The organism is Stenotrophomonas sp. GD03930 (assembly GCF_029839665.1).
Classification (GTDB): domain Bacteria; phylum Pseudomonadota; class Gammaproteobacteria; order Xanthomonadales; family Xanthomonadaceae; genus Stenotrophomonas; species Stenotrophomonas forensis.
Genome location: NZ_JAOCAV010000001.1, coordinates 714,646 through 740,517, shown reverse-complemented (window position 1 = coordinate 740,517; position 25,872 = coordinate 714,646). Strand labels below are relative to the sequence as shown.

The 25,872-nt window shown below is 67.1% G+C and carries 27 protein-coding genes and 1 tRNA gene; 15 read left to right on the top strand and 13 right to left on the bottom strand.

Features of this window, described 5'->3' with window-relative positions; all coding sequences use genetic code 11:
* Positions 1–25: 25 nt before the first annotated feature.
* Complete coding sequence (locus N5C18_RS03460; RefSeq protein WP_053510192.1) at positions 26–844, bottom strand: glycosyltransferase family 2 protein; 819 nt, start codon at positions 842–844, stop codon at positions 26–28.
* On the opposite strand from N5C18_RS03460, the gene N5C18_RS03455 reads away from it, so the two are divergent.
* Complete coding sequence (locus N5C18_RS03455) at positions 843–1,901, top strand: CDP-glycerol glycerophosphotransferase family protein (RefSeq protein WP_053510190.1); 1,059 nt, start codon at positions 843–845, stop codon at positions 1,899–1,901. The two genes, N5C18_RS03460 and N5C18_RS03455, sit on opposite strands and share 2 nt — an antisense overlap.
* 29 nt (positions 1,902–1,930) lie before the next feature.
* On the opposite strand, the gene N5C18_RS03450 is transcribed toward N5C18_RS03455, so the two are convergent.
* The 4 genes from N5C18_RS03450 to N5C18_RS03435 form a co-directional block, all read right to left on the bottom strand.
* On the bottom strand, positions 1,931–3,469 hold the full coding sequence (locus tag N5C18_RS03450) for a PH domain-containing protein (RefSeq protein WP_279943838.1): 1,539 nt from the start codon (positions 3,467–3,469) through the stop codon (positions 1,931–1,933).
* Positions 3,466–3,966, bottom strand: coding sequence for a PH domain-containing protein (locus N5C18_RS03445; protein ID WP_049457916.1), 501 nt, complete (start codon positions 3,964–3,966; stop codon positions 3,466–3,468). The genes N5C18_RS03450 and N5C18_RS03445 overlap by 4 nt, the downstream gene beginning before the upstream one ends.
* Positions 3,967–4,041: 75 nt before the next feature.
* Positions 4,042–5,175 (bottom strand): GTP cyclohydrolase II RibA, encoded by a 1,134-nt coding sequence (gene ribA, locus N5C18_RS03440; protein ID WP_164241505.1) that lies wholly within the window; start codon positions 5,173–5,175, stop codon positions 4,042–4,044.
* Between the two features lie 86 nt (positions 5,176–5,261).
* Positions 5,262–6,182, bottom strand: a complete 921-nt coding sequence (locus tag N5C18_RS03435; protein WP_053510182.1) for a lauroyl acyltransferase — start codon at positions 6,180–6,182, stop codon at positions 5,262–5,264.
* Between the two features lie 62 nt (positions 6,183–6,244).
* Here N5C18_RS03435 and dtd point away from each other — a divergent pair, with 62 nt between their 5' ends.
* The 6 genes from dtd to N5C18_RS03405 all read left to right on the top strand — a co-directional run bounded on the left by dtd (position 6,245) and on the right by N5C18_RS03405 (position 11,690).
* The gene (gene dtd, locus N5C18_RS03430) at positions 6,245–6,685 is read left to right on the top strand and encodes a D-aminoacyl-tRNA deacylase (RefSeq protein ID WP_006472318.1); all 441 of its coding nucleotides are present in this window, start codon (positions 6,245–6,247) and stop codon (positions 6,683–6,685) included.
* Positions 6,686–6,775: 90 nt separating this feature from the next.
* Positions 6,776–8,629: an RNA polymerase sigma factor RpoD gene (gene rpoD, locus N5C18_RS03425; protein ID WP_053510180.1), complete on the top strand. Its 1,854-nt coding sequence runs from the start codon at positions 6,776–6,778 to the stop codon at positions 8,627–8,629.
* A gap of 292 nt (positions 8,630–8,921) precedes the next feature.
* Positions 8,922–10,331: a type II toxin-antitoxin system HipA family toxin YjjJ gene (yjjJ, locus tag N5C18_RS03420; protein WP_279943837.1), complete on the top strand. Its 1,410-nt coding sequence runs from the start codon at positions 8,922–8,924 to the stop codon at positions 10,329–10,331.
* Between the two features lie 184 nt (positions 10,332–10,515).
* On the top strand, positions 10,516–10,827 hold the full coding sequence (locus N5C18_RS03415) for a hypothetical protein (protein ID WP_053510178.1): 312 nt from the start codon (positions 10,516–10,518) through the stop codon (positions 10,825–10,827).
* Between the two features lie 44 nt (positions 10,828–10,871).
* Positions 10,872–10,947 (top strand) — tRNA-Ile (locus N5C18_RS03410).
* A gap of 176 nt (positions 10,948–11,123) precedes the next feature.
* Positions 11,124–11,690: an AAA family ATPase gene (locus tag N5C18_RS03405; protein WP_239544506.1), complete on the top strand. Its 567-nt coding sequence runs from the start codon at positions 11,124–11,126 to the stop codon at positions 11,688–11,690.
* A 133-nt stretch (positions 11,691–11,823) separates the two neighbouring features.
* Here the strand turns inward: N5C18_RS03405 and N5C18_RS03400 are convergent, their stop codons facing one another.
* Positions 11,824–12,297 carry a fasciclin domain-containing protein gene (locus N5C18_RS03400; protein WP_230078938.1) on the bottom strand — a complete coding sequence of 158 codons (474 nt, stop codon included), beginning with the start codon at positions 12,295–12,297 and terminating at the stop codon, positions 11,824–11,826.
* A 265-nt stretch (positions 12,298–12,562) separates the two neighbouring features.
* Positions 12,563–12,814: a hypothetical protein gene (locus N5C18_RS03395; protein ID WP_006472189.1), complete on the bottom strand. Its 252-nt coding sequence runs from the start codon at positions 12,812–12,814 to the stop codon at positions 12,563–12,565.
* A gap of 768 nt (positions 12,815–13,582) precedes the next feature.
* Here N5C18_RS03395 and N5C18_RS03390 point away from each other — a divergent pair.
* Positions 13,583–14,272: a hypothetical protein gene (locus tag N5C18_RS03390; protein ID WP_279943836.1), complete on the top strand. Its 690-nt coding sequence runs from the start codon at positions 13,583–13,585 to the stop codon at positions 14,270–14,272.
* 22 nt (positions 14,273–14,294) lie between these two features.
* On the opposite strand, the gene N5C18_RS03385 is transcribed toward N5C18_RS03390, so the two are convergent.
* On the bottom strand, positions 14,295–14,696 hold the full coding sequence (locus N5C18_RS03385; RefSeq protein WP_279943835.1) for a DoxX family protein: 402 nt from the start codon (positions 14,694–14,696) through the stop codon (positions 14,295–14,297).
* A gap of 120 nt (positions 14,697–14,816) precedes the next feature.
* On the opposite strand from N5C18_RS03385, the gene N5C18_RS03380 reads away from it, so the two are divergent.
* Together N5C18_RS03380 and N5C18_RS03375 are read left to right on the top strand one after the other, a co-directional pair.
* Complete coding sequence (locus N5C18_RS03380) at positions 14,817–15,236, top strand: H-NS histone family protein (protein WP_164242593.1); 420 nt, start codon at positions 14,817–14,819, stop codon at positions 15,234–15,236.
* 49 nt (positions 15,237–15,285) lie between these two features.
* On the top strand, positions 15,286–15,693 hold the full coding sequence (locus tag N5C18_RS03375) for a hypothetical protein (protein ID WP_053510167.1): 408 nt from the start codon (positions 15,286–15,288) through the stop codon (positions 15,691–15,693).
* A 23-nt stretch (positions 15,694–15,716) separates the two neighbouring features.
* Here N5C18_RS03375 and N5C18_RS03370 read toward each other — a convergent pair whose 3' ends face one another.
* Entirely contained in the window at positions 15,717–16,358 is a 642-nt protein-coding gene (locus N5C18_RS03370) for a glutathione S-transferase family protein (RefSeq protein ID WP_053510165.1), read from the bottom strand.
* Between the two features lie 473 nt (positions 16,359–16,831).
* Between N5C18_RS03370 and N5C18_RS03365 the strand changes: the two genes are divergently transcribed.
* A complete protein-coding gene (locus tag N5C18_RS03365; protein ID WP_008267995.1) occupies positions 16,832–17,284 on the top strand; it encodes a PA2169 family four-helix-bundle protein in 453 nt (150 codons plus the stop codon).
* Positions 17,285–17,435: 151 nt separating this feature from the next.
* Here N5C18_RS03365 and N5C18_RS03360 read toward each other — a convergent pair whose 3' ends face one another.
* A complete protein-coding gene (locus N5C18_RS03360) occupies positions 17,436–20,795 on the bottom strand; it encodes an autotransporter domain-containing protein (protein ID WP_279935698.1) in 3,360 nt (1,119 codons plus the stop codon).
* Positions 20,796–20,983: 188 nt separating this feature from the next.
* On the opposite strand from N5C18_RS03360, the gene N5C18_RS03355 reads away from it, so the two are divergent.
* Positions 20,984–21,184 carry a hypothetical protein gene (locus N5C18_RS03355; protein WP_006472022.1) on the top strand — a complete coding sequence of 67 codons (201 nt, stop codon included), beginning with the start codon at positions 20,984–20,986 and terminating at the stop codon, positions 21,182–21,184.
* Between the two features lie 122 nt (positions 21,185–21,306).
* Complete coding sequence (locus N5C18_RS03350) at positions 21,307–21,657, top strand: VOC family protein (RefSeq protein WP_164242590.1); 351 nt, start codon at positions 21,307–21,309, stop codon at positions 21,655–21,657.
* Positions 21,658–21,672: 15 nt separating this feature from the next.
* Here N5C18_RS03350 and N5C18_RS03345 read toward each other — a convergent pair whose 3' ends face one another.
* Entirely contained in the window at positions 21,673–22,290 is a 618-nt protein-coding gene (locus N5C18_RS03345; protein ID WP_279943834.1) for a TetR/AcrR family transcriptional regulator, read from the bottom strand.
* Positions 22,291–22,415: 125 nt separating this feature from the next.
* Between N5C18_RS03345 and N5C18_RS03340 the strand changes: the two genes are divergently transcribed.
* A complete protein-coding gene (locus N5C18_RS03340; protein ID WP_279943833.1) occupies positions 22,416–23,888 on the top strand; it encodes an MFS transporter in 1,473 nt (490 codons plus the stop codon).
* A gap of 11 nt (positions 23,889–23,899) precedes the next feature.
* On the opposite strand, the gene N5C18_RS03335 is transcribed toward N5C18_RS03340, so the two are convergent.
* Together N5C18_RS03335 and N5C18_RS03330 are read right to left on the bottom strand one after the other, a co-directional pair.
* The gene (locus tag N5C18_RS03335) at positions 23,900–24,202 is read right to left on the bottom strand and encodes a KGG domain-containing protein (protein WP_008266579.1); all 303 of its coding nucleotides are present in this window, start codon (positions 24,200–24,202) and stop codon (positions 23,900–23,902) included.
* A gap of 163 nt (positions 24,203–24,365) precedes the next feature.
* Positions 24,366–24,830, bottom strand: a complete 465-nt coding sequence (locus N5C18_RS03330) for a MarR family transcriptional regulator (RefSeq protein WP_279943831.1) — start codon at positions 24,828–24,830, stop codon at positions 24,366–24,368.
* A gap of 50 nt (positions 24,831–24,880) precedes the next feature.
* Here N5C18_RS03330 and N5C18_RS03325 point away from each other — a divergent pair, with 50 nt between their 5' ends.
* A complete protein-coding gene (locus N5C18_RS03325; protein ID WP_279943829.1) occupies positions 24,881–25,792 on the top strand; it encodes a S41 family peptidase in 912 nt (303 codons plus the stop codon).
* Positions 25,793–25,872 lie beyond the last annotated feature (80 nt).

Genomic DNA, 25,872 nt, shown 5'->3' with positions numbered 1-25,872 from the left:
GCGCGGCCAGTGTGACACAGGCCGTTCAGGACCGTTCCGCAGGCGCCGCCGGATCGGCCACCGCCTGGCCGTTGCCCAGCATCCACAGCATGATGGTCTTCTGCCGCACGTAGTTGGCACGCACATAGGCGTAGACCAGGCCGTGCCAGCCGTCGCGGAAGCCACCGCGGAACAGGAAGCCACGCCAGAATCGCCAGGCCGGAGCCAGCACCAGCTTGCCGAGCGTGGCGCGCTTGCCGCGTGCAAACTCGTGCTCGGCCATCATCCGGGCGTACTTCTCGGTCTTCGCCAGCTGCTGCTGCAGCGAGCGGTACGGGTAGTGGATCAGGTCCCCGTGCAGGGTGCCGACGCTGCCGTCAACGCTGGCCGCCTCGTGGATCTCGCGCTTGCCGCGCCAGCCACCGCGGCGGCGGTCGAACAGGCGCATCACCCGATCCGGGTAGGCGTTGCCATGGCGCAGGAACCTGCCGAAGTACTCCGACAGGCGCGCGAAGCGGTACCCAGCGTGGCCGGCGAAGCCGCCGTCGCGGGCCTGTTCGATGGCCGCGCGCAGTTCCGGGCTGATGCGCTCGTCGGCATCCAGGCACAGCACCCAGTCATGGCTGGCCTGCTCGACGCAGAACGCCTTCTGGCTGCGGAACCCCTCGAACCGCCGCTGCAGCACGCGGGCGCCGGCGGCCTCGGCAAGGGCCACGGTGGCATCGGTGGACTGCGAATCCACCACCACGATTTCATCGCAGAAGGCCAGCGAGGCCAGGCAGTCGCCGATGCGCCCGGCCTCGTTGAACGCGATAATGCACGCCGAGATGCGAGGCCGTTCGATGGGAGCGGTCGTGGAGGACATGATGGCCGGGTACCTGTTGTTTGCGACGGAGCGCTATGCGCTGCCTATTCTCGCCCCGTTGGCGCAGGCCTTGCACGCGTCCGGGCAGGACGTGGCCGCCTGGTTCGAGGGCGGCGCGGCCGGCAGCAGCCTGTCCGGGGTCCCCAACATCGGCCTGAAGCAGGCCCTGGCGATGCGCCCGCGCGCGGTGTTCAGCGCCGCCAACTGGGTGCCGACCTTCCTGTCCGGGGCCAAGGTGCAGCTGTTCCATGGCTTCAACGTGGAGAAGCGCGACAGCGCCCGCGGCCACTTCCGGGTGCGCGGCATGTTCGACCTGTACTGCACGCAGGGCCCGGCCACCACGGCCCCGTTCCGGCAGATCGCCGCCCAGCAGGGCCACTTCGCGGTGGCCGAGACCGGTTGGCCGAAGCTGGACCCACTGTTCCGCGATGATGGCGGCGAGAGTGCCGCGCTGCGCGCGCCGGCCGCTGGTCGCCCGGTGATCCTGTTCGGTTCGACCTTCACCGAGCGCTTGAGCGCGGCCCCGCACCTGCACGCGCAGATCGCCGCCGACATCGCCGCCGGCGACCGTTACTGGCTGCTGACGCTGCACCCGAAGTGCGCGCCGGAACTGTTCGAGCGCTACCGCGCGCTGGCCGGTGCCAATGCCCGCTTCATCGAGCCGGAACAGGTGATGGCCGCGCAGCGCGCCGCCGACGTGCTGGTGTCGGACACCTCGTCGATCGTTTCGGAGTTCATCGTCCAGCACAAGCCGGTGGTGACCTTCCGCAACCGCGTGCCCAAGCCGCACATGATCGATTTCTCTGACCCGGCGCAGCTGCCGGCGATGCTGCAACGCGCGCTGCATCCGGACGCCGCGCTGCAGGCGGAGATCGTGCGCTACGCCGATGCCATCCATCCGTACCGCGATGGCCGCTCCAGCGAGCGGGTGATCGCCGCGACCGAGGATTTCCTGTCCGGTGAAATGGGCGCGCTGCGGCGCAAGCCGTTCGGCACCTGGCTGCGCGACCTGCAGATCCGCAAGGACCTGGGCTACTGGGGCCCGTCGCAGCGGTGATGCCTCGCTGACCCCGCTCGCGGTAGTGCTCACCAGCGCAGTTTGCGCCGTGCCAGCGCCGCCGCCAGCTGTTCCATCACCCGTTGTGCCTGTTCGTGTGGCAGGTAATGCAGGGTCAGTGCCACATCACCATGCGCACCAGCGGTATCCAGCTGCAGGCTGCTGGTGCCGAGCAGCTTGTCCAGCGGCGAGCGCTGCAGGCGCAGGCCCTGCACCTTGTCCAGCTCGGCCCAGCGCCACCAGCGCTTCCACCAGCCGCCGCGCACCGCCACGAAGTGATCGTCCAGGTACCAGCCCATGCGTGCCATCTGCCGATGCGCGATCAGCAGTGCGATCGGCATCCAGGCCAGCACCACCAATCCCCATGATCCCCACCGCCAGTACGCGGCGGCCGCCAGCAACGGCGCCAGCAGCAGTGCATCCAGGCACAGCCGCCACCAACCGCGCTGTGGAATCGACTGCCAGTGTGCCGGCGGCCACTGCAGCTGCGGCAGCAGGTGCTGCACCAGCTGCTCGCAACGCGTGCGTGATGCCAGCGGCGCCAGTTCGCGCAGGGCACGGTCCTCATCGCGCGAAGGCCCGCCGGCGGCGCTGTCGATGCGCAGCTGGCGCAGCCCGAACCAGCGATGCAGGGTGCTTTCGCGCAGGGTCCAGGCCTGGATGCGGCGACGCGCCACGCTGCTGCGGGTGCGGCTGAGCAGGCCGGCCGAGACGGTCAGGCGGCGCTCCTGCTCGCTGAGCGTGAAGCCGTGGTAGCGCAGCAGGGTCAGCACCACCGACAGCACGCGCAGCGCCAGCCAGCCCAGCAGGAGCGCAGTGCCCGCCAGAAGGAACGCGCCGGCCACGCCCGGGTGCAGGTGACTGGCGTAGCCGAACGCCTCGCGGCCACCGCGCTGGAGGGCGTCATCCATCACCGGCCGTGGCACGGTCTGGAACAGCACGCCGACGGCGGCGATCGCCAGCGCCCAGCCCCGGTTGGATAGCAGGCCCATGCGCACCACGTCCCAGCTGGACAGGCGCAGCAGCACGTGTTCATTGCCGGTGTCGGCGATGTCGGCCACGGCAACCGCTTCGCTGGCTTGTGGCGCCTGCCCGCGCTGGCGCACCAGCCGCTCCAGGGCCAAGGCCTGGTCCAGCTTCAGCACCCGCATTTCCGCCTCCGGTCGCGTGCCACCGGCCGACTCCAGGCGCAGCTCGGCCACGCCGAACAGGCGGTGCAGCGGGTTCTGCCGCACTTCCACGTTGTGGATGCGCGCAAACGGGATCTCGCGACGGTTGCGCGCAAGCAGGCCGCTACGCACGGTGATCGCATCGCTGCCGATGCGGTAGCGGTAGCTCAGGTACTGCAGCACCGACACCAGCACCAGGGCAGCAATGGCCGACAACGGGATCAGCTGCGCCCACATCGGATCGCGATCGCCGCGCTGGCCGAATACCAGCAGCGCGATCAGCGGCAGGAAGTAGTGGCGCAGCTGCATCAGCAGCACGAACAGCCACGACCACGGATGCAGGCGATGGTCTTCGCCACCGTCGGGCAGCGATGCGGGCAGGGGCGGCGGCAGGCTCACAGGGCGTCGGCGTCCTGGTCGAGCTGGTGCGAAAGGGTGTCGCGCAGGCGTTCGGCGTCAGCCTCGTCCAGGCCGCTGACGGTCACCGCGCTCATGCGCGTGCCGGCAGTGTGCACGATCAGCGTGGCCAGGCCGGCGCGGCGCTCCAGCGGCCCCCGGCGCAGGTCCAGGTGCTGCACGCGCGAAATGGGAATGCGGGTTTCCAGCTGCCACATCAGGTCGCGGCGCAGGCCCAGGCCCTGTGCATCCAGCCGCCAGCGCGTGCGGACCAGGCGACGATGGCCCAGCCACGCACCGAAGGCGATGCCGATCAGCAGCCCAAGGGCCGCAGTCCACAGCCCGCCGGGCAGATCGAAGAACCACGCCGCCGCCGCCAAGGGCAGGCCCGGCACGAACAGGCCGCCGAAGGCGCCTTCCAGTGCGGCCAGGCGGGCCGCGCGTTGCGGTAGTACCTGCCAGTCGGAGGCGGGTGGTGCAGGAATCGAGGCGTCGGTCACGCGGGCTCCGTCAGGCAGCAGGGCGGGCGGTGGCGGCCGTGGCCGCACCGCGCAGACGGTAGCAGGTCGGCCGCGTTACTGGGCAGCCTGGATCAGCGCGTCCACGTCCAGCATGTGACCCGCACGGTCGGCCTTGGTGCGCAGGTAGTGCTCGTTCTCGGCGGTGATCTCGCCGGTGACCGGAATGCAGTCCAGCACCTCGATGCCGGCATTGCGCAGGCGCTGCGCCTTGGTCGGGTTGTTGCTGAGCAGGGCCACGCGCGAGATGCCCAGGCCGCGCAGCATCGCCACTGCGCTGCCGTAGCGGCGTTCGTCGGCGCCGAAGCCCAGCTGCGCATCGGCATCGATGGTGTCCAGGCCGTCGTGCTGGTAGCCATACGCGCGCATCTTGGCCGCGATCCCGGTGCCACGACCTTCCTGGTCCAGGTACAGCAGCACGCCGCCACCCAGTTCCTTCAGCTTGCGCAGGCCGCGCCGCAGCTGGTCGCCGCAGTCGCACTTGAGTGAACCGAACAGGTCGCCGGTCAGGCACGAGGAATGCACGCGCACCGGCACCACTGCCGACAGGTCCGGCTCGCCGACGATGATCGCGACCTGGTCGCGCTGCGCCACGCCGCCGCGGAACACCGCGAAGGTGGTCATGCCAACGTCGCGCAGCGGCACCGGGGAGCGGGCCACCAGTTCGTAATCGTGGGCCGCATGGGCCGCGCCCTCGGCGAGGTCGCACAGGGCGACTTCGGCGGCACCGTCGAAGGTGGCGTCACCCGCGTCCAGGCGCACGGCCACCATTGCCGGCAGCAGCAGGCCGAGGCGGGCCAGTTCAACCGCGCCGGCATCGAAGGCGTCACCGGCGCTCCAGCCCTCCGGCATCGGGCCGGGCTCGCGCAGGTAGCCCAGCGAGGGCAGGGCATCGAAGGCGATGCCGGCCAGTGGCAGGCGTGCGCCTTCCGGAGCGTCCACGCCGAGTACGCGGGCGCGGGTGGCGGTCAGGAACAGGTAGTGGCGCTCGCGCGCGGCGCTGGCGAAGGCGGCAAAGCTGCTGGCGGTGGCACTGTCCAGCGCGATCACGGCCAGGCGTTGGCCCTGGCCATCGTGCAGCAGGACCGGGCGACCGGCGCGCAGTTCGGCCACCGCGCGTTCGCAGCGGATCGCGGCCGGATCGCCGAACAGGGAAGAAGCAGGCATGGCAGGACCGGGGGAGGCGGACATCGCAGTCTCTATGGGGGCGCCGGCGTCGTATTCAACGTGGTGCGGCCGCCGGTCGCAGGGACCGGTCGGACTCAGTGGGCTGGCCGCTAGTGGGGATGCTCTTCGGTAGCGTAGGGATCTTCCTCGCCGCTGCCCGCCGGTCGCAGCGTATAGCGCTTGTACGTCCACTGGTACTGCGCGGGGTCGCGGCGGGCGATGCGTTCGATACCGGCATTGAGCGCGGTGGCGGCCACCTGCGGGTCCGGGTCGGCCACCGCCGGGTCGGTCGGCTCGATGTGCAGGGCGAATTCCATGTCCGGCCCGATGCGCTCGCACCAGCCGTACAGCACGGTGGCACCGGTGCGCTCGGCCAGGCGGTTGACCAGGGTCATGGTCAGCGCCTGCACGCCGAAGAACGGCACGAACACACCGTCGCCGGCCTTGGGCTGCTGGTCGGGCAGGATGCCGGTGGCACCGCCGTCCTTGAGCACCTTGAACAGCTGCCGCACGGCCGGGCCCTCGGCGCGCACCTGCTGCACGTTCTGGCCGCCGCGCACGATCTGCAGGAAAGCGTCGCTGGCCTCGTCCTCCGGCGGCTTGTAGACGATGGCGATCTGCCCGCGCGAGGCCAGCCACTGGTTGAGCAGCTCCCAGTTGCCGAAGTGCGGCGCAGCCACGATCACGCCCTTGCCGCTGGCCAGCGCCGCGTCGTACAGCGCTTCGCCATGGCGTTGCTTCAGGTGCAGGCGCAGGTTGTCGGCCGGCTTCTGGCTCCACAGGCGCAGGGTCTCGATGGCCTGCAGCGCGGTGGAGCGCAGCAGCTCGCGGTGCAGGTGGTCGCGCGCGGCGGCATCCAGTTCGGGGTAGGCCAGTTCCAGGTTGCGCCGGGTGACGCGGCTCTCACGGGCGTTGAGACTGATCCACGCCCACGCCAGGGCGCGCGCGGCACCCCGCAGCAGCGGCCAGGGCAGGCGGGCGAACAGGGTGGTGGCGCGGTAGACCAGCCGGGCTTTGCGTTGCGGATTCATCGGCGCCAGTTTAGCCAAGGGCGCTGCTATCGTGGCCGGCCCTGTTCATTCGGAAGCCCGCGATGCTCGTCCTGATCCAACGTGTCAGCCAGGCCGCCGTGCATGTCGACGACGAAGCGGTCGGGCAGATCGGCCCCGGCCTGCTGGCGCTGGTCGGCATGGAGCCCGGCGATACCGAGGCCCAGCTGCAGCGGATGGCCGAGCGCCTGCTGGGCTACCGGGTGTTCGCCGATGAGGCCGGGAAGATGAACCGGTCGCTGCGTGATACCGGTGGCGGCCTGCTGCTGGTCAGCCAGTTCACCCTGGCCGCCGACACCCGCTCGGGCATGCGGCCGAGCTTCACCAGCGCGGCGCCGCCGGACGAGGCTGAACGCGGGTTCAACCGTTTTGTCGGGATCTGTCGTGAAAATCACGCGCCGGGGGTGGAAACGGGCCGATTTGGTGCCCATATGGTCGTCAGCCTGGTCAATGACGGTCCCGTGACCTTCCTTCTCAGGCCCTGAGCCTGCGGGACCACCGCCCGGCAGGCGGGGCCCCGGGCTGGTATAATGCTACGTTCCCTATTTCTCCCTAGCCGGTGGCGCGAGCACTACATGGCCAACGAACGTCCTGCCCAATCCGAAATCAAGCAACTGATCAGCAAGGGCCTGGAACAGGGCTACCTGACCTACGCCGAAGTCAATGACCATCTGCCGGACGACATGGTCGACCCGGAACAGATTGAAGACATCATCGGCATGATCAACGGCATGGGCATCGATGTCCATGAAGTTGCGCCGGATGTGGAAACCCTGCTTCTCAACGACGGCAACACCGGTAACCGCGAAGTCGATGACACCGCGGCCGAAGAAGCCGCCGCCGCGCTGAGCGCGCTCGACACCGAAGGTGGCCGTACCACCGACCCGGTGCGCATGTACATGCGCGAAATGGGCACCGTCGAGCTGCTGACCCGCGAAGGCGAAATCGCCATTGCCAAGCGCATCGAGGAAGGCCTTTCGCAGGTGCAGGCCGCCCTGGGCCAGTTCCCGGTGTCGGTCGAGTCGCTGCTGAACGACTATGAAGCCCACAAGGAAGGCAAGAAGCGCCTGGCCGAAGTGATCGTCGGCTTCAACGACCTTACGGACGAAGTGCCTGCGCCGGCCGCTGCCGCGTCCGACGACGGCGACGATGCCGACGCCGATGGCGACGAGGACGAGGACGATGATGTCGAGGGTGGCGAGGAAGAAGCCGCACCGACCGGTCCGGACCCTGAGGAAGTCGCCGCGCGCATGCAGGCGCTGAGCGATGCCTTCACTGCCTTCAAGAAGGCGGCGACCAAGGGCGACAAGAAGAACCTGCCGCGCCTGCGCGAAGAGATGTCGGCGGTGTTCGTCACCCTGAAGCTGCCGCTGCCGCTGACCGACGTGCTGACCAAGCAGCTGCGCGACACCATGGCCGACATCAAGTCGCATGAGCGCCGCGTGCTGAACCTGGCCACCGTTACCGCCCGCATGCCGCGCAAGGACTTCATCCGTTCCTGGGAAGGCAACCAGACCAACCTGGAATGGGTGGAAGATGCACTGAAGCGCAAGCAGAAGTGGTCTTCGGCGCTGCGTGAAGTGAAGGACCAGATCATTGCCGAACAGCAGGCGACGATCGACATCGAGAAGCTGACCCAGCTGGACCTGGAAGAGCTGAAGGAAATCAGCCGTGCCATGGCCTACGGTGAAGCCAAGGCGCGCAAGGCCAAGAAGGAAATGGTCGAGGCCAACCTGCGCCTGGTGATCTCGATCGCCAAGAAGTACACCAACCGCGGCCTGCAGTTCCTCGACCTGATCCAGGAAGGCAACATCGGCCTGATGAAGGCCGTGGACAAGTTCGAGTACCGCCGCGGTTACAAGTTCTCGACCTACGCCACCTGGTGGATCCGCCAGGCGATCACCCGCTCGATTGCCGACCAGGCACGCACCATCCGTATCCCGGTGCACATGATCGAGACGATCAACAAGTTGAACCGCATTTCCCGCCAGATGCTCCAGCAGTACGGCCGCGAGGCCACGCCGGAGGAGCTGGCCAAGGAAATGGACATGCCGGAAGACAAGATCCGCAAGGTGATGAAGATCGCCAAGGAGCCGATCTCGATGGAAACCCCGATCGGCGACGACGAGGATTCCCATCTGGGCGACTTCATCGAGGACACCAACGTGGAGTCCCCGATCGAGAACACCACCAACATCAACCTGTCTGAAACCGTGCGCGACGTGCTGGCCGGCCTCACCCCGAGGGAAGCCAAGGTGCTGCGCATGCGCTTCGGCATCGATATGAACACCGATCACACGCTGGAAGAGGTCGGCAAGCAGTTCGACGTGACCCGCGAGCGCATCCGCCAGATCGAAGCGAAGGCCCTGCGCAAGCTGCGTCACCCGAGCCGCTCGGAGCAGCTGCGCAGCTTCCTGGATATCGACTGATAGCCAGGTAGTGCCGAGCCCATGCTCGGCAACTGCTTCAGTCAAGAAGAACCCCGCTTCGGCGGGGTTTTTCTTTGGGTGGGCAGGGCCACGCCCCGCGAAGGTAGCGCAGAGCCATGCCCGGTGGATTTTCTGAAGAATTCGTAATTTTTACGTAACACTATTTCTGATCAATACCGCTGCTGTCCTCTTGAAAACCTTTGAAAAACAGCAAATTTGATAATGACTCCAGCTTGCAGTCCGCTTTTTTTTGCGATAAATACGTAACAATATTCGTCTCCAAGGCCCGTCCATGGCCCGCCGCGCACTCCTGCAGCCCCAGGACCTGATCGCCCAGCTGCCCCCCGGCCAGCCACAACCGGCGGCCGCGCTGGCCGAGCGCCTGGGCGTAAATCGCATGACCCTCAGCCGCCTGGTCGCGGCCAGCGGCGATCAGGTCGTGCGGCTGGGGCAGACGCGTGCCACCGCCTACGCCCTGCGCCAGCCTTCGCGCGTGGGCAGCGAATGGCCGCTGTACCGCCTGCGCGAGGACGCCACGCTGGAAGAGCTGGGCCGGCTGATCGCGCTCAGTGGCGACACCTTCCACCTGGACGCCAGCCGCGCGCGGCCCAACCTGTTGCGCACACCGGAGGGCGACATTGCCGCGTTCTTCCCGGGCCTGCCGTGGTACCTCGATGACCTGCGTCCGCAGGGCTTCCTCGGCCGCAGCTTCGCGCATGGCCGTGCGCGCGGCCTGGGTCTGCCCGCGGACCTGACGCGCTGGCAGCGCGACGACGTGCTGGTGGCGCTGGTGGCGCTGGTGCATGGTGGCGGAACCGAGACCGGCGACCTGCTGCTGGGCGGTGAGGCCGTACAGGCGGCCTTGGCGGCGCTGGATGCACCGCCCGATCGGGTGGCTGCGCGCGACCGCCCGCAGCAGTACCCGCAACGGGCTCGTGCCGCATTGGCCGGCGAGGACGTGGGTTCGTCGCCTGGCGGCGAGCAGCCCAAGTTCACCGCCACCGTGGAAAGCGACGGCGGGCGCCGCGCGGTGATCGTGAAGTTCGCCCAGCCCGATGGCGGGGAGGCCGCACAGCGCTGGGCCGACCTGCTGGTGTGCGAACACCTCGCGCTGGAAATCCTGCGCGCCGCCGGCGTGGACGCAGCGAGCAGCGAGTTGCTGCAGACACCCACGCATACCTTCCTGGAAGTGACGCGCTTCGACCGCAGCGCCGATGTGCTGGGGCGGCGAGGTTTTGTTTCGCTGCTGTCGCTTTCGGCTGCGTTTACGGGTGAGGCGACTGCGGAGTGGCCGCGCGCGGGTGCGCTGCTGCAGGCGGCGGGTTGGCTGTCTGCCGAAACCGTGCAGGTCATGGCGCGGCTGCATGCGTTTGGGCGGTTGATCGGTAACGGCGACATGCATCAGGGCAACATCGGTTTCCACTTCGTGGACCGTGGTCCGCTGCCATTGGCGCCGGCCTACGACATGTTGCCGATGTCGTTGGCGCCTTCGCGGCTGGGCGTGCTGCGGCAGGATGCGCCGTTGGACGCGGTTGCACCGCGTGAGAGCGGCGAGCTTGAACATCTGCGCTGGGCCGCGCCGCTGGCGAGCGAGTTCTGGGAGCGCGTTGCGGGGGATGCGCGGGTGGGGTCGGATGGATTACGCGCGCTGGCGCGGGGGAATGTCGAGGGCGTGAGGGCAATGGGGGCGCGGTTCGGGTGATTTCGCGCTGTGTCGCATCTGCCGTTTGAATTCTCCTCGCGACAGCCTCACGCTGGCCGGGCAGATGCTCAACACATCGCGTAGGCGGGCCGGATCTTCACCGGCACCGATGCAGACAGGCAGCAGGCCATGCACACCACGTGCTGCCTGCTGCACGGATCCCCTATGCATCTGGAGTTACGCCATGAATGTTGTCAAGCACGAAATACCTGATCCCCTGCAAGCCGACTTCCCGCCGCTGCTGGATTGGGAGGAAGTAGAGCAGGACGAGCGCGAGGATCGGCTGGGTTTCGCCCGTCGCACGACGCAGGCGCTTCTGACGCGGTCTGGTGCGCAACTGGTTGAGGGTTTTGGTGGTTGCAACCAGCCCGGGCTGGAAGGGGCCAGAAGGACGGTTGCGTTGTACCAGGCGCATCTTCGGCAGATGCAGCACTTCGCGGAGATTGCGGAAGTGCGGCTGGAGCGGGTGGCCAAGGCGCTGGCGGTTGACGTCTGAGTAGCCGGGCAGGGGCGCGCTCCACTACACTGTGACGCTTCGCAGGGCCTATAGCTCAACGGTTAGAGCAGGGGACTCATAATCCCTTGGTTCCAGGTTCGAATCCTGGTGGGCCCACCACAAGAATGGCACTTGGGTTCCACCCAAGTGCTTTTTTTGTGCCCCGGGCAGAATTCACGTGGGGCAGGGGCGCGTGATTGCCAGCAGTGCAGGTGAGCCTGATCGTCTGTGTCACGGGTGTCCATGGCCGTACCTCATACCCCCACTATCACCCCCGAAACAACGATTGGTCTCCGATGACCGGTCTGTCTCTGAATGCCATGAAGGATGGCTCAACCACGATGGCAACGATTCACCTGGTCGAAGGACCCGTAGGTGCGGGCAAATCCACGTTTGTTGCCGAGTTGCGAAGTCTGCACACGGCTGCAGGATTCATCCTGGACGCTTGGTTCGTGCGGCTGTACAGCCCGGACCGTCCCGCCGCCAACCTGATGGAATGGTATGCGGCAAGGAAGGCGCGCTGCCTGGATCAGATATGGGTCACAGCCAGCGAAGTGCTCGATACGGGGCGCGACGTTGTGCTTGAGCTGGGTCTGGTGGAGAGAGCCAGCCGCGAGAATTTCTACGCGAAGGTCAGGGAGGCAGGCTACGATCTGGCCGTGTATCTGCTGGATGCCCCACGTGAGGTTCGTCGCGATCGCGTCCGCCAGCGCAATCGGGAGAAGGGCGCAACGTTTTCCATGGACGTGCCGGATGCCTTCTTTGAGTTGGCGAGCGATCATTGGGAGCCGATGGACCAAACCGAATGCGAGCTCTACGACGTTCAGGTAATCACCTGGAATCCCGGGTCTGCTTCTGACTGACAAGGGCGATCCAGGCTGCTGGATGCATGAGGTAGCGCGTCATCTGCTTCGCAGCGGTGATTCTGGTTCAAGGGAGGCGACGGCGGCAGCCGCTGTGCGACTGCCGCGCTTAGGGTCGACTCGCCGGTCGTCGTTACTTCGGCATCAACACGCTGTCGATCACGTGGATCACGCCATTGGACTGGCCGACATCGGCAATGCTGATTCCCGCCTTGCCACCCTTGGCATCGATGACCCACAGCTTGCCGTCATGCAACGCGACGGTGAGCGACTCACCTTCAACGGTCTTCAACATGGCCTTGCCGCCGTGCTTCCTGGCATCGGCCATCAGTTGCGCGGAACTGTAATTGCCCGGTACCACGTGGTAGGTCAGGATCTTCGTCAACTGCGCCTTGTTTTCAGGCTTTACCAGCGTATCGACCGTGCCTGCGGGCAACTTGCCGAAGGCTGCATTGGTGGGTGCGAAAACGGTGAAGGGGCCAGCACCATTGAGGGTATCGACCAGCCCGGCTGCCTTGACCGCGGCGACCAGGGTGGTGTGGTCCTTGGAGTTGATGGCGTTCTGGACAATGGTCTTGCTGGGATACATCTCCGCTCCGCCCACCATCACGGTGTTGGCGGCGAAGCTCAGTGAAGTGGCTGAAACGAGTACGGCGAAGCTTACGGTGGCGGCTATCCGCTGAAGAGCTTTCACGGCGCGTTCCTCTATGGGAGGCCCGCAAGGCGCGGGCATCCTACATACGCGGGGGCGCGGTGCTTGGATGCAGGCAGATGCATCTGGGTGCTTCTTCGCCCGAGGTGGCGATGCGTTGTAAAAGCCGGGTGAACGCCTGCGCCTGCCGGCGCGCTACGCAGTCCGAGCCGCGTGCCACTCAGCGGCGCGGATGACGGATGTCGGATGGGCTGCTTGAAAGGCGCGCGTTGCTGATGGCCTGGCGGACGCCACAGTTGCGGCAGGCCAGCACGGTTCCCCCGGCGACATGTTCCATCTCATCTTCGCCCCACACGCTCGTAGCGCCGCAGGCCGTGCACGTCGCTACGATCTGCAGTGCCCGCGCCAGAGTGCCGTGCTCTCCGGCTTTGTACGTCAGGTTGGTGATCTGAAACAGTCCGGTATGACTCATGGGAAGGCCGGCAGATATCGGTTGACTGAAGGCTAGCGCCGAACAGGTATCGGCAGCGTCGGTGCGATGTTGATGGAAGGTCCAAGCGCTGGCTATTCGCCGTTGCGTCGATTGAGCTCTTCGAGCCGTGCCCGGCTGACGGACTGGTGATTGCCGCAGGTCGGGCAACTGAGGGCCGCTGCCCCATCAAGATCGACCAAACCATGATTGGGAATCGCCCTGAACTGCCACGAGCACTTGATGCAGGCGCAATCGATTCGAGTGACCTGCAGGAGTGTGCCGTCCGCGCGCGTCACTCCCTCGACGCTGGTTACGTAGAACTGTCCGATGTCACGCATGGAGATGAACGGAGACCCTGACTCTGTGGGCGCTCATCATGCTGCTTTGCGGCCGGTATGGAACGCAGGCTGCTTGATGGAAATCTGAAGAATTAAGAATGCATGCACCGATGGGGGCTTGCTTCCAATAATGGAGTGTGGGCGAAGTCCCCGTGCTGACCCAGATCCGATCACGACGATGCCCTTTCGGGGCGTCAGCAGAGATGGGTGTGGACACCATCAACCGTTCGGTTGCACTGAGTGGGGAAGGCTCGTGCGTGTAGCAGTCGTCTTGCGTATTGCGCTCACTGATGAGCGCGGGGCCAGCATGCCGCATGCGGGCTTCACGAATCGGTGAATGGTGCGTCGCTGGATCGTGAGGCAGGCCGGAGCATCCTCCGGAAGAGTGGCATGATGCGGCTTCCGCCGATCCGTCCGACCAGGAGCCCGCATGAAGCGCAGTGCCTGCACGTTCGTCGTCCTGACCACCCTCGCCGCTATGCCTGTCGCGGCTGAAGAGCCTTCCGATTCACCCAGGCGCCCTTCGATTGAAACCCTGCAGCGCCTGATCGTCGACAAGGCACCGCAGACACGCGTGGAAACGCCGGACCACGAACGCATCACCGCGCGGCGGATCGATATCGTCGACGACACGGGCGTGATCCGCATGACGTTGTCCGGCAGGACACCGGCGCCGATCATCGACGGCCTGCAGTACAAACGCGCGTTCAACGTGGCCGGGATGGTGCTATACGACGACAAGGGCAGCGAGCGCGGTGGCTTCGGCACCGCCGATGTCGACGGTGGGATGGCGGTGCTGGCGCTGGATCATCCGGCGATGGACGCGATCGGGTGGCGGGTATCACCGGACGGCGCGGTGAGCTTTTCGATCAACCAGGCACCGAAGCTGATCCGTGAACCTGCATTGGGCAACAAGCTGATTCCCGGCGTGCAGGCGCCCACGCGCATCGGCCTGGTGGTTGGCGCTGATGGCACGCCGGCCATTGCCCTGAACGACAGGTCAGACCGCACGCGCCTGCGCCTGACGGTCACCGCCGAAGGCTATGGTGCAATCGAGTTCCTCGACGCGCAGGGCAAGGTGATCCACACGCTGGCGCCCGAGGCGGAGCTCCGCCGCTAGCGCGCAGGCGTCGGATCAGCGCCTACCCGCGCCGCCCGCGCCGCCCGCGCCCATCAATGCTGTAACGCCCGGCCCCGGTGCAGGCCAGCAGCAGGAATCCACCGGCCAGCCCCAGGTTCTTCAGGAACATGATCTGCTGGGTCGGGTCGGCGACGTTGTGGTGGAAGATGAAAGCGGTGACCAGGCTGAAACCCACCAGCACGACCGACACCAGGCGGGTCTGGAAACCGAGCAGGATGCAGAGCCCGCTGCCGATCTCGAAGGCGATGGTCGGCCACAGCAGGATGCCCGGCACGCCCATCGCTTCCATGTAGCCCTGGGTGGCACCGGGGTCGCCGAGCTTGCCGATGCCGGAGACCAGGAACAGCGCCATCAGCAGGAGGCGTGCAAGCAGGTAGGCGAGCGAATGCGATGAGGTGCTCACGTCGATGTCCTCGGAGATGGCGTGCGAAGGCGATCGGAGCCCAGCGGCGGTGAAGCCTGTGTGTATGCCCGGCCATCAGGATGCCTTGACAGCCGCCGCGGCGCGGTAGACCTTTCTCGCATGACGATTGATATTGAATCGCTCAGCCTTCGCGAGCTGGGCGCCCTGGTGGTTGCCGCTGAACAGCGGAAACAGCTGATTTCCAACCGCCGCCCGGCCAGTGCGGTACGCCGCCTGCTGAGGGCCGCAGCGGCCGAAGCGGGCTACACCCTCGAGGAGCTGTTCGGCGCAGACGCCATCGAAGAGGCCGCCCCGCGCCGGAAGCCGGCACGGCGCAGGACCGGCAAAGTGGCGGCCAAGTACCGCGACCCGGAGTACAAGCGGCTCACCTGGTCCGGCCGTGGGCGCATGCCGCGCTGGCTGGCCGCCAAGGTCCAGAAGGGCCACAAGGTGACCGACTTCCTCATTCCGGGCCTGGCCAGGCCGACGGCGCGCAAGAGCAGCCCGATCGGCAAGCGCACGGTCTTCAAGAAGGATTGACCCGGTGGCGCTGTTACCCTGCCCGGGTCTTTGAACGAAGGAGCAGGCAATGGCATACAGCGGCAGCATGACGATCACGCCGAAGTGGCTGTACCTTGCCGCAGGCCTGTCGGTGCTGGTCAGCCTGCTGGCCTGGTCGGTGGAATGGAGCGGGCTGGCCTATGTCTGCCCCTACTGCCGCGTGCAGCGCACGGTGATTGGTGTGCTGGGGCTGTTGATGCTGTTCGCGCGGCCGGGCGGCCTCATCGTGCCCTGGCTTGCGTACAGTTCAGGCGGCTTCGCGTTCGTGGTGGCCGCCATGCAGCACTTCAACGGCTGGAAGCGCATCTCCGCCGGAGAGTTCAGCTTCAACGCGCAGTGGTACATCGATCCGTGGCTGTTGTCCGGGTGCGCGATGCTGATCCTGGTGGCACAGCTGATGCTGGTACAGGCCGCTTGCCGGCCCAGGCCGCGCTGAGTGTTTCCACGCCGGGCGCGGATCTACCCGTTCTGGAACACCGCCCGCTGCGCGGCGAACGCGCGCTGGTAGGCGGGTCGCTGCGTTGCCCGGTCCACGTAGCCGCTCACCTGCGGGAATTCATCGAGCAGACCGCTGCTCTTCAGCCGCAGCAGCACCGCCACCATCATCAGGTCGCCCGCGCTGAATCCGCCGTCCAGCCAGGCGGAATCACCCAGCGCTGCGGACAACTGCGCCAGCCGCGTCCGCACCCGCTCATCAAGCATCGGTAGCCGCTGCGCATACCAGGGCTGCTCGCGCTCCAGTACCCAGGCCATCGAGCGCTCAACAATCGGCGGCTCCACCGTGTTCAGCGCGGCGAACATCCACATGATCGCGCGCATGCGCGCATCCGGATCGCGCGGCAACAGGCCCGGGTACTGTTCGGCCAGGTGCAGGACGATGGCGCCGGATTCGAACAGGACCTGTCCGCCGTCCTGCCAGGTCGGAATCTGCCCAAATGGATTCCTTGCGAGGTGGGCGGGCTGCTTCATCTCGGCGAAGGTCAGCAGCTGCACGTCGTAGGCCACGCCCAGTTCTTCCAGCGCCCAGCGCACGCGCATGTCGCGGGCCAGGCCCTGGCCGCGATCGGGGGAGGTGGCGAAGGCAGTGAGGATGGGACACATCGGGAGGCTCCTGCAGGCCGACGGGCCTGGCTTCAAGTGTTCCGACGAACGACAGCGCCTGGAATCGACATACGCTCCAGCGCGTGCACGTCGCATGCACGTGCCCTCTACGCGGGCACTGATTCAGATCCATCACGCTGGCGGGGTCATCCGCAGAAACAGGTGTGCATCCATGAATACCCCAGGAAAACCGAAGCCCAGCTGGCGCCAGCGAAATGTGCTGATGGCAGCGCTCGCTGCGGTGCTCGTCATCGTTCTGGTCATTCTCTTCATCCCTTGGTGAGGCAGGCGCGGACACGTCCGCGTGAACGCAACACCACCGTGGCGTGAAGCGGTCAGTGCGGGTTGGGCGAGGTGATGCATGCATCAATCGATGCTCACCCACGAAGCACATGGGCCTGTCCACAGTGGTCCCGCAGGCAGCACTCACGGCTGCCTCTCTCCCACGGAATCGACTACACAGGAGCAATGACATGAGCACCCAGTCCACCATCGAACATCGCCTCAACGACCTGATCGAGATCGCCCGTGATGGCAAGTCCTTCTATGAAGAAGCCGCGACCAAGGTGAAGGATGCCGAGCTGTCGGCACTGTTCACCCGCATTGCTGGCGTCAAGGGCCGCATCGTCGCTGCACTGAGCGGCTCGGTCGCTGCCAGCGGTGGCAAGCCGGCCGAGCACGGTACGGTCGTCGGCTCGATGCAGCAGTTCTACGGCAAGGTGCGCGCTGCCTTCGGTGATACCAACTACGGCTACGTGGCCGAGCTGGAAGAATCCGAAGATCGCCTGCTCGGCGCGTTCAAGGACGTGCTGAAGGAGAACGATCTGCCGCCGGCCGTGCGCCAGGAAGTGACGCAGCTGCTGCCGGACGTGCAGGAATGCCACAACGTCATGCGGGCGCGCAAGCACGCGATGAAGGCAGCCTGACGCTTGAAGGCGGCCTTCTCCCCGGGGCCGCCGCGGCCGGGGCAGTGTTCTGCCCCGGCCACCTTTGTCCAGGGGAACGCGCATAAAAAAAGGGGCGGCCGCGAGGCCGCCCCAACCCGTCAAGAGAGCACGTGCCTAACCGGGCACGTGATTAGAAGCGGATCGACCAGCGTGCATTGGCACCGTGATCGCGGCTTTCGCTGCCGAACTGGCCGCTGTAGCCCAGCTCCAGCTGCTGCCGCGGGGTCAGCCAGGCCGACAGGCCCAGCTCGGCCACGACGGCATTGTCGGCAATCGGTGCACCCTCGACCGCAAACGTGGTGGTGCTGTTGGCGAAGGCGAGGTTGGCCACCTGGCTGCGGTCACCCGAGGCGCGGCGGTAGCCTACGCCACCGCGCAGGTGCAGCCAGCTGTCCTGCTGGAACGATGCCTTCAGGCCCTTGTCGAAGCGCACGCCGGCGGTGGCGACCGTGGTGCCGGTGTCGTCCACCTTGCCGTGCAGTGCCGCCGCACCGCCGCGCTCGTCGATCTGCTTGAGGTCCACTTCCACACGTGCGACCTGCAGGTACGGCTCCAGGCCACCCTCGGCGCTGCCGAAGCGGTAGCCCGCCTCGATGAAGGCCTGGCGGGTGTGTGCGTTGTAGCGCGCGCTCAGGCTGTCACTGAAACCGGCAAAGGCCACATCGCGGTTGCTCTTCACTTCGTTGCGGCTCCATGCGACGCCACCACGCAGGCCGAAACCGCCCCAGTTGTGGCTGGCGTAAGCACCGAAGTGGGTGTTGTCGATCTTCGACCGGGCGCGACGCTCCTGCTGCTTCACGTCGGTGCGGCCAGTGCCGGCCAATACGCCGATCTGCCAGCCGCCGAACTCGCGGTCGACGCCGACCAGCACGCCGTTGCTGTTGGTATCGGTGCGCGCGGTATTGGAATTGCCATCCAGCTTGCCGTTGCCGCCGATGGCCTGCACCCATGCACCGGTGGCGTCGCCCGGCTCCGCACCTGGTGCCGCCGCGCCGGCGCGGCGCGACAACGCGGCATCACGGACGTGGCGGCTGCCTTCGACCAGGGCCAGCGCGGTGGCAGCGTGCAGTTCGCCACCGATGCCATCGAGCACGCCGCCGACCTGCTGCGGGAACAGCTGGGTGAGCGGCTTGGGCAGGCCCTGGTTGATCACCAGCACGTCGGCGGCCGCGGCGACCGCGCGTTGGTTCGGCGTACTGGCCGCGCTGGCCAGCAGCGCACCGCGTGCGACGTCGATGCGGGCGCCGTTGGCACCGTAGGCCAGGCTGAACTGCAGGAACGGCGAGAAGGCGCTGAAGTCGGTCCTGGCGAACTGGCCGCTGACGCCGCCGTCGGCGCGGATGAAGTTGAACTGCTCGCCCAGGTAGTAGGTGCCCGGTTCCGGCAACGCCACCAGGGTGCCGCCGAGGGTCGCGGTGCCGGTCACGTGCAGCTGGTCGCTGCGCCCACCCGGGGCCAGTTCGGCGGCAAACACGCCGCTGGCGCCCTGCACGTAGTTGCCGTTGATGGTGAGCGTGCCGATGGAGTTGCCGGGGGCGATGGTGCCATCGACGCGGGTGCTGCCCAGCGTGCCGACGCCCTTCAGCAGGCCGTTGGCGCCGACCGTGGTGGTGCCACCGGTCTGCGTGCCGTTGAAGGACACCACGCCGCCGTCGACCGTCAGGTTGCTGTTCTTCAGCACGCCGCTGGCGCTGACCGTGCTGACGCCGCCGTGGGTGGTGAGCGCGGTGGAAACCAGGCTGCCGTTGAGCAGGAACTGGCCACCCTGCACGTCGACCGCTGACGTAAGCGTGTTGCTGCCGTTCAATTCCAGCGTGCCCTCGCGCAGTACAGCACCGTTGAAGGTGTTGTCGCCGCTCAGGCGCAGCCAGCCGATGCCGGATTTGGTCAGCTTGCCGGGGCCGCCGATGGCGTTGGTCCAGTCATCCCATGCATCGCCCTCCCACACCTTCAGGCCACCGGCCCTCTGGTTCATCACTACGTTGGTATCCACCCGCAGCGATCCATAGCCTTCGATGGCCTTGCGCAGGTCGACCATGCCCCAGCCGTAGATGGGGTCGATGCCTGCCGCACCCAGATCGCGCGCGGTGGTCAGCAGCACATCGCGCACCTGGGCGTTGTCCAGGTACGGGAAGCGCTCCATCAACAGGCCGAGGGCGCCGGTGATGTGCGGTGCGGCCATCGACGTGCCGGTCTTGGTGCCGTAGGTGTACTCGGTGTTCTCGCTGTCGATGATCAGCCGCACGTACGCCGAGGTGTTCTCGATGCGGCCCTTGATCTCGCCGGACACGATGGTGCTGAGGATGTCGGTGCCGGGGGCGGAGATGCACCAGTTGGCGGCGACACCGCAGATGCTGGAGCTGCCGTCGATCACGTAGTCGGTTTCGCCGGCGGCGGCATTGGGCCGGCGCACGTTGGCCACCGCCAGCCAGTAGGGTTCGATTTCCGGCTTCCAGCGCGGCATCGACGCGGTGATGCCGGCCACCGCACCACTGCCGTTGCCGGCCGACCAGACCTGGATCAGCGTGGAGCCGGGCTTGTCGCCGCTGCCGGCATAGATGCTGCCGTACACGTCGTAGCCATCACCGATCGCCGCATACTGCGCGTCCAGCGCGGCAGCGGTCATGTTGCGGGTGGAGATGCCCCAGCTGTGGTTGATGGCGCGCACGCCCTGCGCCTGGATCTGCGCATACATGTCCAGCGTGGCGGCATCATCCGGATCGGTGCGGTACAGCGCACGCGGGCGATAGAAATTGTCCGGGTCCAGGCGCCACTCGTAATAGGTATCACCGAAGACGCGGGCAGCGGTCAGGTTCGAACCGAAGGCCACGCCGTGCATGCCCTTGCCATCACGGTTGGCACCGATCGTGCCCAGCACGTGGGTGCCATGGTCGGCGTAGCTGAAGCCATAGGGCTGGCCTGCCGCGATCAGTCGTGCGGCCAGCGCGGCGGGAACACCGGGGCCTAGGCCGTAGTAGTTGTAGCCCGGCTGCTCGCCACGGGTCTGGCCGCATGCGCCGGCACCGGCCACCACGCCGGGCGTGGCGCAGTCCGCACCGATGGTGATGCTGGAGGTGTTGCGCCCGGCAAATTCGGGGTGTGCCAGTGCCGAGCCTGAATCGAACAGGGCCAGGCGCACGCCCTGGCCGGTCAGGCCGCGCGCGTAGGCGTAATCGGCGCCCATCGCACCCAGTCCCCAATCGGCGTTGAATTCATCGCTGCGCCAGCTGGCTGCATCGCCGGGTTTGCCGAGCAGGGCGGTGCTTCCCGTTGCAGGCGCGGTGGCGGTGGGCGCCGTGGAAGCCGACGCCACATCGGCGACGGGCCGTGCCCACGCTGCCTGCAGCTGGCGTTGATGCTGCCAGGCATCGAGTGATTCGCTGGCCATGGCCGGCAAGGTGGTGGCCAGCAGCAGCGAGCTGGCAACAGCAAGTGCCAGCGGGCGATGCGGGAGGGAGCGGGACGAACGGCCGTGCAGCGGGTGATTCATCGGACAACTTCCTTGGTTGACGGACAACAACGCCGTTAACGCCAAGGCAGGCCGATGCCCCCCAGTCGTGTGAAGGAAATTTTATGAACTGGTTAAGGATTCGTGACGCGGGTGTTCACCTCGCCTCCCGGTGTCCCCGCTACGGTGGGCCGGCCTGGGCTCACCAGGCTTATCAAGGAGTGATGACGATGCGTGCATTGAAGAAGATGGTCGCCGGTGCGGTGTTCGCGCTGGCCTGCACCGGTTCGGTGGCAGTGGCAGGGCCGGTCGAGCCCTGCGACAAGCCGTGCTGGCGGGCCTATCAGATGTGCCTGGCCAGCGGTGTGGATGCCGGTGAGTGCCAGCAGGCCTACAACACCTGCGTGGTCGACCTGTGCATGGGCGTGTGAGTCGCGCCTTTTAATTTCTATGCCGCCTGGAGCCCCGTCATCGACGGGGCTCTTCTGTTGCAGGGGGTGACGCTGGCATCGATGCGGTACTCTCGGTGCGTCTTCCGGGAGAGGGAAATGCCATGGCTGTCAGGCGCGTCGTTGCCAACATCGCCACGCCCGATCCGCAACGCGCCGCCGCCTTCTATGGCGACCTGCTCGGCATGCCGGTGGTGATGGACCACGGCTGGATCGTCACTCACGGCGGGCAGGGCAATGCCCTGGCGCAGGTCAGTTTTGCCAGTGAAGGCGGCTCCGGCACCGCAGTGCCGGACCTGTCGATCGAGGTGGACAATCTGCAGGACGTGCTGGAGCGCATGCGCGCGGCCGGCATCGCGCTGGAGTACGGCCCGGCCGATGAACCCTGGGGCGTGCGCCGCTTCTTCGTGCGCGATCCGTTCGGAAGGCTGTTGAACATCCTCGCCCATTGCTGAGCGGAGGGTTGCGGGTCAGCGATGCATCGCGGCCGGCGCTACGCCGACCATGCGCAGGCAGTCGTCCACCACGGCGGCAATGAAGGCGTCGGCGTCCTGCGCGGGTGCGGCGATCAGGTCGTCGGTGGCGCCGTGCACGCCGGCATAGATCAGCGAGGCGGTGACCTGCGGCGACGGCAACTGCCACAGGCCGGCGGTCATTCCCGTTTCAAGAATCGACAGCAGCTGCTGCTGGATCGCGTTGCGCTCGGCATTGCCGCGCTGGTGATGATGGTGATGGGCGAAGACCACATCGTGCACGGCGTGCGTGCGCACGTAGATTTCGATGTTGGCGCGGATCCACGCGCGCAGGCGTGCCACGCCATCCGCGGCCGGGTGCTGCTGCACGGCCTGGTCGACGTCCTCGATGAAGCGCCGGGTATAGCGCTGCGCCAATGCCTGCAGGATCTCGCTGCGCGAGGCGAAATAGGTATAGAAGGTGCCCTTGGCCACGTCGGCTGCGGCCACGATGTCACTGACGGTGGTGGCCTCCACGCCCTGAGACAGGAACAGCGCCTGCGCGGCGTCCATCAGTTCTTCCAGCCGGGTTTCGGCGGGCTTGGTGCGAGGCCTGGCGGCAGCGGGGGTCTGCATCGTGGCTGGGTCCGGGTGTGTCGGCGGCCATTCTAGCCCTGCCACGGGAGTGACTGACCGCCAGTCATTGACCGACGGTCAGTCAGTGGCTAGGATGCGGGCACATCCTAGCCCGGGATCCGAACATGCAACGCTTGCGACGACCGGCCCTGGTGCTGGCGGCCTACCTCGGCACCTTCCTCGCCTCGCTGGACATCAGCATCGTCAACGTCGCCCTGCCGACCCTGCAGCAGGCGCTGGACACCGACATGGCCGGTCTGCAGTGGGTGATCAACGCGTATGCCATCGCGTTGTCGGCCCTGATGCTGTCAGCGGGCCCGCTCGGCGATCGTTATGGGCATCGGCGGATGTGGCTGCTCAGCGTGGCCACCTTCACCCTGGGGTCGTTGCTGTGCGCCTGCGCCGGCAACCTGCAGACGCTGGTGGCCGGGCGCGTGGTGCAGGGCATCGCCGGTGCGCTGCTGATTCCCAGCGCCATGCCGATCCTCAGCCATGCGTTCCCCGATCCGCGCCAGCGTGCGCGCGCGATCGGGGGCTGGTCGGCATTCAGTGCGCTGGCCCTGGTACTCGGCCCGCTGTTGGGCGGCGTGCTGGTGCAGCGAGCCGGCTGGACGAGCATCTTCCTGATCAACCTGCCGCTGGGCCTGCTTGCCCTCATGCTCGGTGCGTGGGGTATCCCGGAGCGGCGGCATCCACACCATGCCGCGCTGGACCCGGTGGGGCAGCTGCTCAGCGTCGTTGCACTGGGTGCGCTGAGCTATGGCCTGATCGCGATCGGCGAGCAGGGCCTGCTGGCGCCGGCAACGCTGTCGGCGCTGGGCATCGCCGGCGCCGGGCTGGTGTTGTTCGGCCTGGTCGAACGCCGGGTGGCACGCCCGCTGCTGCCGCTGGACCTGTTTGCCGATCGCCGTTTCGGCATGCTCAACCTGGCTTCGTTCGTACTGGGATTCACCGCCTATGCGAGCCTGTTTTTCCTGTCCCTGTTCTTCCACGAGGCGCAGGGGCTCAGCGCAGCCTCGGCAGGCTCGCAGCTGGTGCCGCAGTTCCTGTTGATGGGCGTCGTCTCGTTGTTGTTCGGTCGCCTGGTGGTACGCGTGGGGCTGCACACCGCGCTGGTCTGCGGCTATGTGCTGGTCGCCGTGGCGCTGTGCGCGATGGCCACGTTCCAGCCGGCGACGTCGCGCGGGCAGGCCAGTGCCTTGCTGATGCTGCTGGGCATCGGCATGGGCTTGGCAGTACCCGCCACTGGCATGGCGGTGATGGCCCAGGTACCGGCCGAGCGCGCGGGCATCGCGTCAGCCACGATGAATGCATTGCGCCAGGCCGGCATGAGCCTGGGCATCGCGCTGCTGGGCAGCCTGATGGGCCTGCGTGCGGTCCGCCAGTTTGCCGCGTCCGCACTGGCCGCCGGGCAGCCAGGGCTGGCCGCCCATGCACGCGGGCTGATCCTGCACCCGGGCTCGTCGCATTCCACGCCCCAGGTGGTGGCGTGGTACCGAAGTGCGATGGCCAGTGGCTTCGGCTGGGCGATGGCGGTGGCAGGCGTGCTGGCTCTGCTTGCGGCGATCGGCCTGCGCCGACTTCGCCTTGCGCACTGACTGCGTAGCGCTCATCCCTGCTGGCGTTGCGGATCCTTCGCGGTGGGATCGAGCGATGCCTGTTGCTGCTGCTGGCGTGCGTTGGCGTGGCGTGCGTGGCCGCCTTCGCGGCCGATCGCTGCCATGTGCTGCCGATCGCGGCTGATGGCTTCGCCGCCCTTGCGGCCGGCGACGCGGGCCTCGTCCGGGCTGAATTCATGCGCGTTGCCGGAGGCATGCGCGGCGCGTCCGCCCTTGGCGGCGATCGCACGTTGCTTGTCCCCGTCCATCGAGGCGAAACCCCGGGTGGAGCTGCGCGGGTTCTGGCCAGTCATGTGAATCCTCCTGCGGTGTGGGCGTCACCGTCGTCGGCGACAGCGGCCATGCTTGGCCATCGCGCGCTAAGTCCAGGTCGCCATCCTTGCACTTGTCTTCACGCGGCCTGCGCACACGGTTCAAGCGGCCGGCCGCCATCGGCCGCAGTGGGGCCGAACCGTGTCAGTCTTCGCGTGCCTCGCGCAGGCGCTGCGCGAAGGGGCGTTGTTCGAGCGCCTGCAAGGCGCTGCGCAGCACCTGTTCCAGCGACTGGCCGAGGTCGGCCTCCAGGCTGCGTGCTGCACGCGCGGTGGCCTGCCACTGGGCCTGCAGCGCCGGCACGGCCTGCAGCGCATGCGGGCTCAACTGCAGGATGCGTTCGCGGCTGTCTTCACCGATGGCGCTGTGCAGCCAGCCGTCGCGCACCATCGCTGCTACGGTCTGGCTGAGCGCCGAATGGCTGAGTCCGCAGGCCACTGCCAGGTCCTTGATGCGGCACGGCCCCTGCGCCATCAGCGTGCGCAGCACCGGGGTGTAGCGCGGCCGATAGTCCAGCTGCAGATCGCGATAGGCCTGTTCGACGGCCGGGTCGAGCTGATCGAGCAGGGCGCGCAGCAGCGTCCCGAGGGTGGCGTGTTGGAGAACCATGATCGCGATGATATATAAGCCCTTATACATCATCAATGCGGGGTGGGGTCATGGCGGTTTCGTGGATGCTGGGTGCGTTGCTGGCGGCAGCATGCCCGTCCCAGGATGCGGTGCTGCAGGCCGCGGCCACCGCAATACAGGCGCAGTACCTGGACGAGGCCGAAGGTGCCCGCATTGCTGCAGCGGTGCGCGGCTGGTCCAGCCAGCGGCGCTATGCGGACAGCTGCGCGGACCCGCAGGCGTTCAGCGCACGCCTGAACCAGGATCTGGACGTGTTCGATGGCCACTTCCATGTGGAACGCGTGGACGCCGATGCCGGCGAGGACGACTGGCTGATGGCCTGGCGTGCGGACGCGCGCGGCAATGGTGCCGGCGTGCGCGAGGTACGGGTGCTCGAGGGCAACGTTGGCTACCTGCGCCTGAGCACCTTCTATCCGCTCGACCTGGCCCGGCCAAAACTGGTGGCAGCGTTCGGCCTGCTGGCCGATACCGACGGCCTGGTGCTGGACCTGCGCCAGAACGGCGGCGGTGATGATGGCAGCGCGGACCTGCTGGTGCGTACCCTGCTGGAGCCGGGAATCACCGAGGTACAGGCGCTGGAGCAGCGCGGGCGGCGCACCGCGGTCCGGTTGCCGCCGGCCAGCCTGCCGCCCTACCTGAAGCCGCTGGTGGTGTTGATCGACCGCCGCACCGGCTCGGCGGCCGAGTTCGTCGCGTACTCGCTGCAGGCGATGGGGCGCGCGCGCATCGTCGGTAGCCGCAGTGGTGGCGCCGCGCACATGTTCGATGATCCTGTGCAGCTGCCCGATGGTTATCAGATCAGCATTCCGGACCGTCAGCCGATCAACCTGCGTACCGGCAGCAACTGGGAACGAACCGGCATCACTCCGGATGTGCCCGGTGGCGATGATCCGCTGTTCATCGCGCGGCAACTGCTGGCGTCGCCAACGCCGCCACGATGAATGCATTTTTGCAACTCCAGGCTATCGCAGACGACATGCTGCTTGCCTAGAATCGAATCATCCCGGTAGTTCCCGGGCGC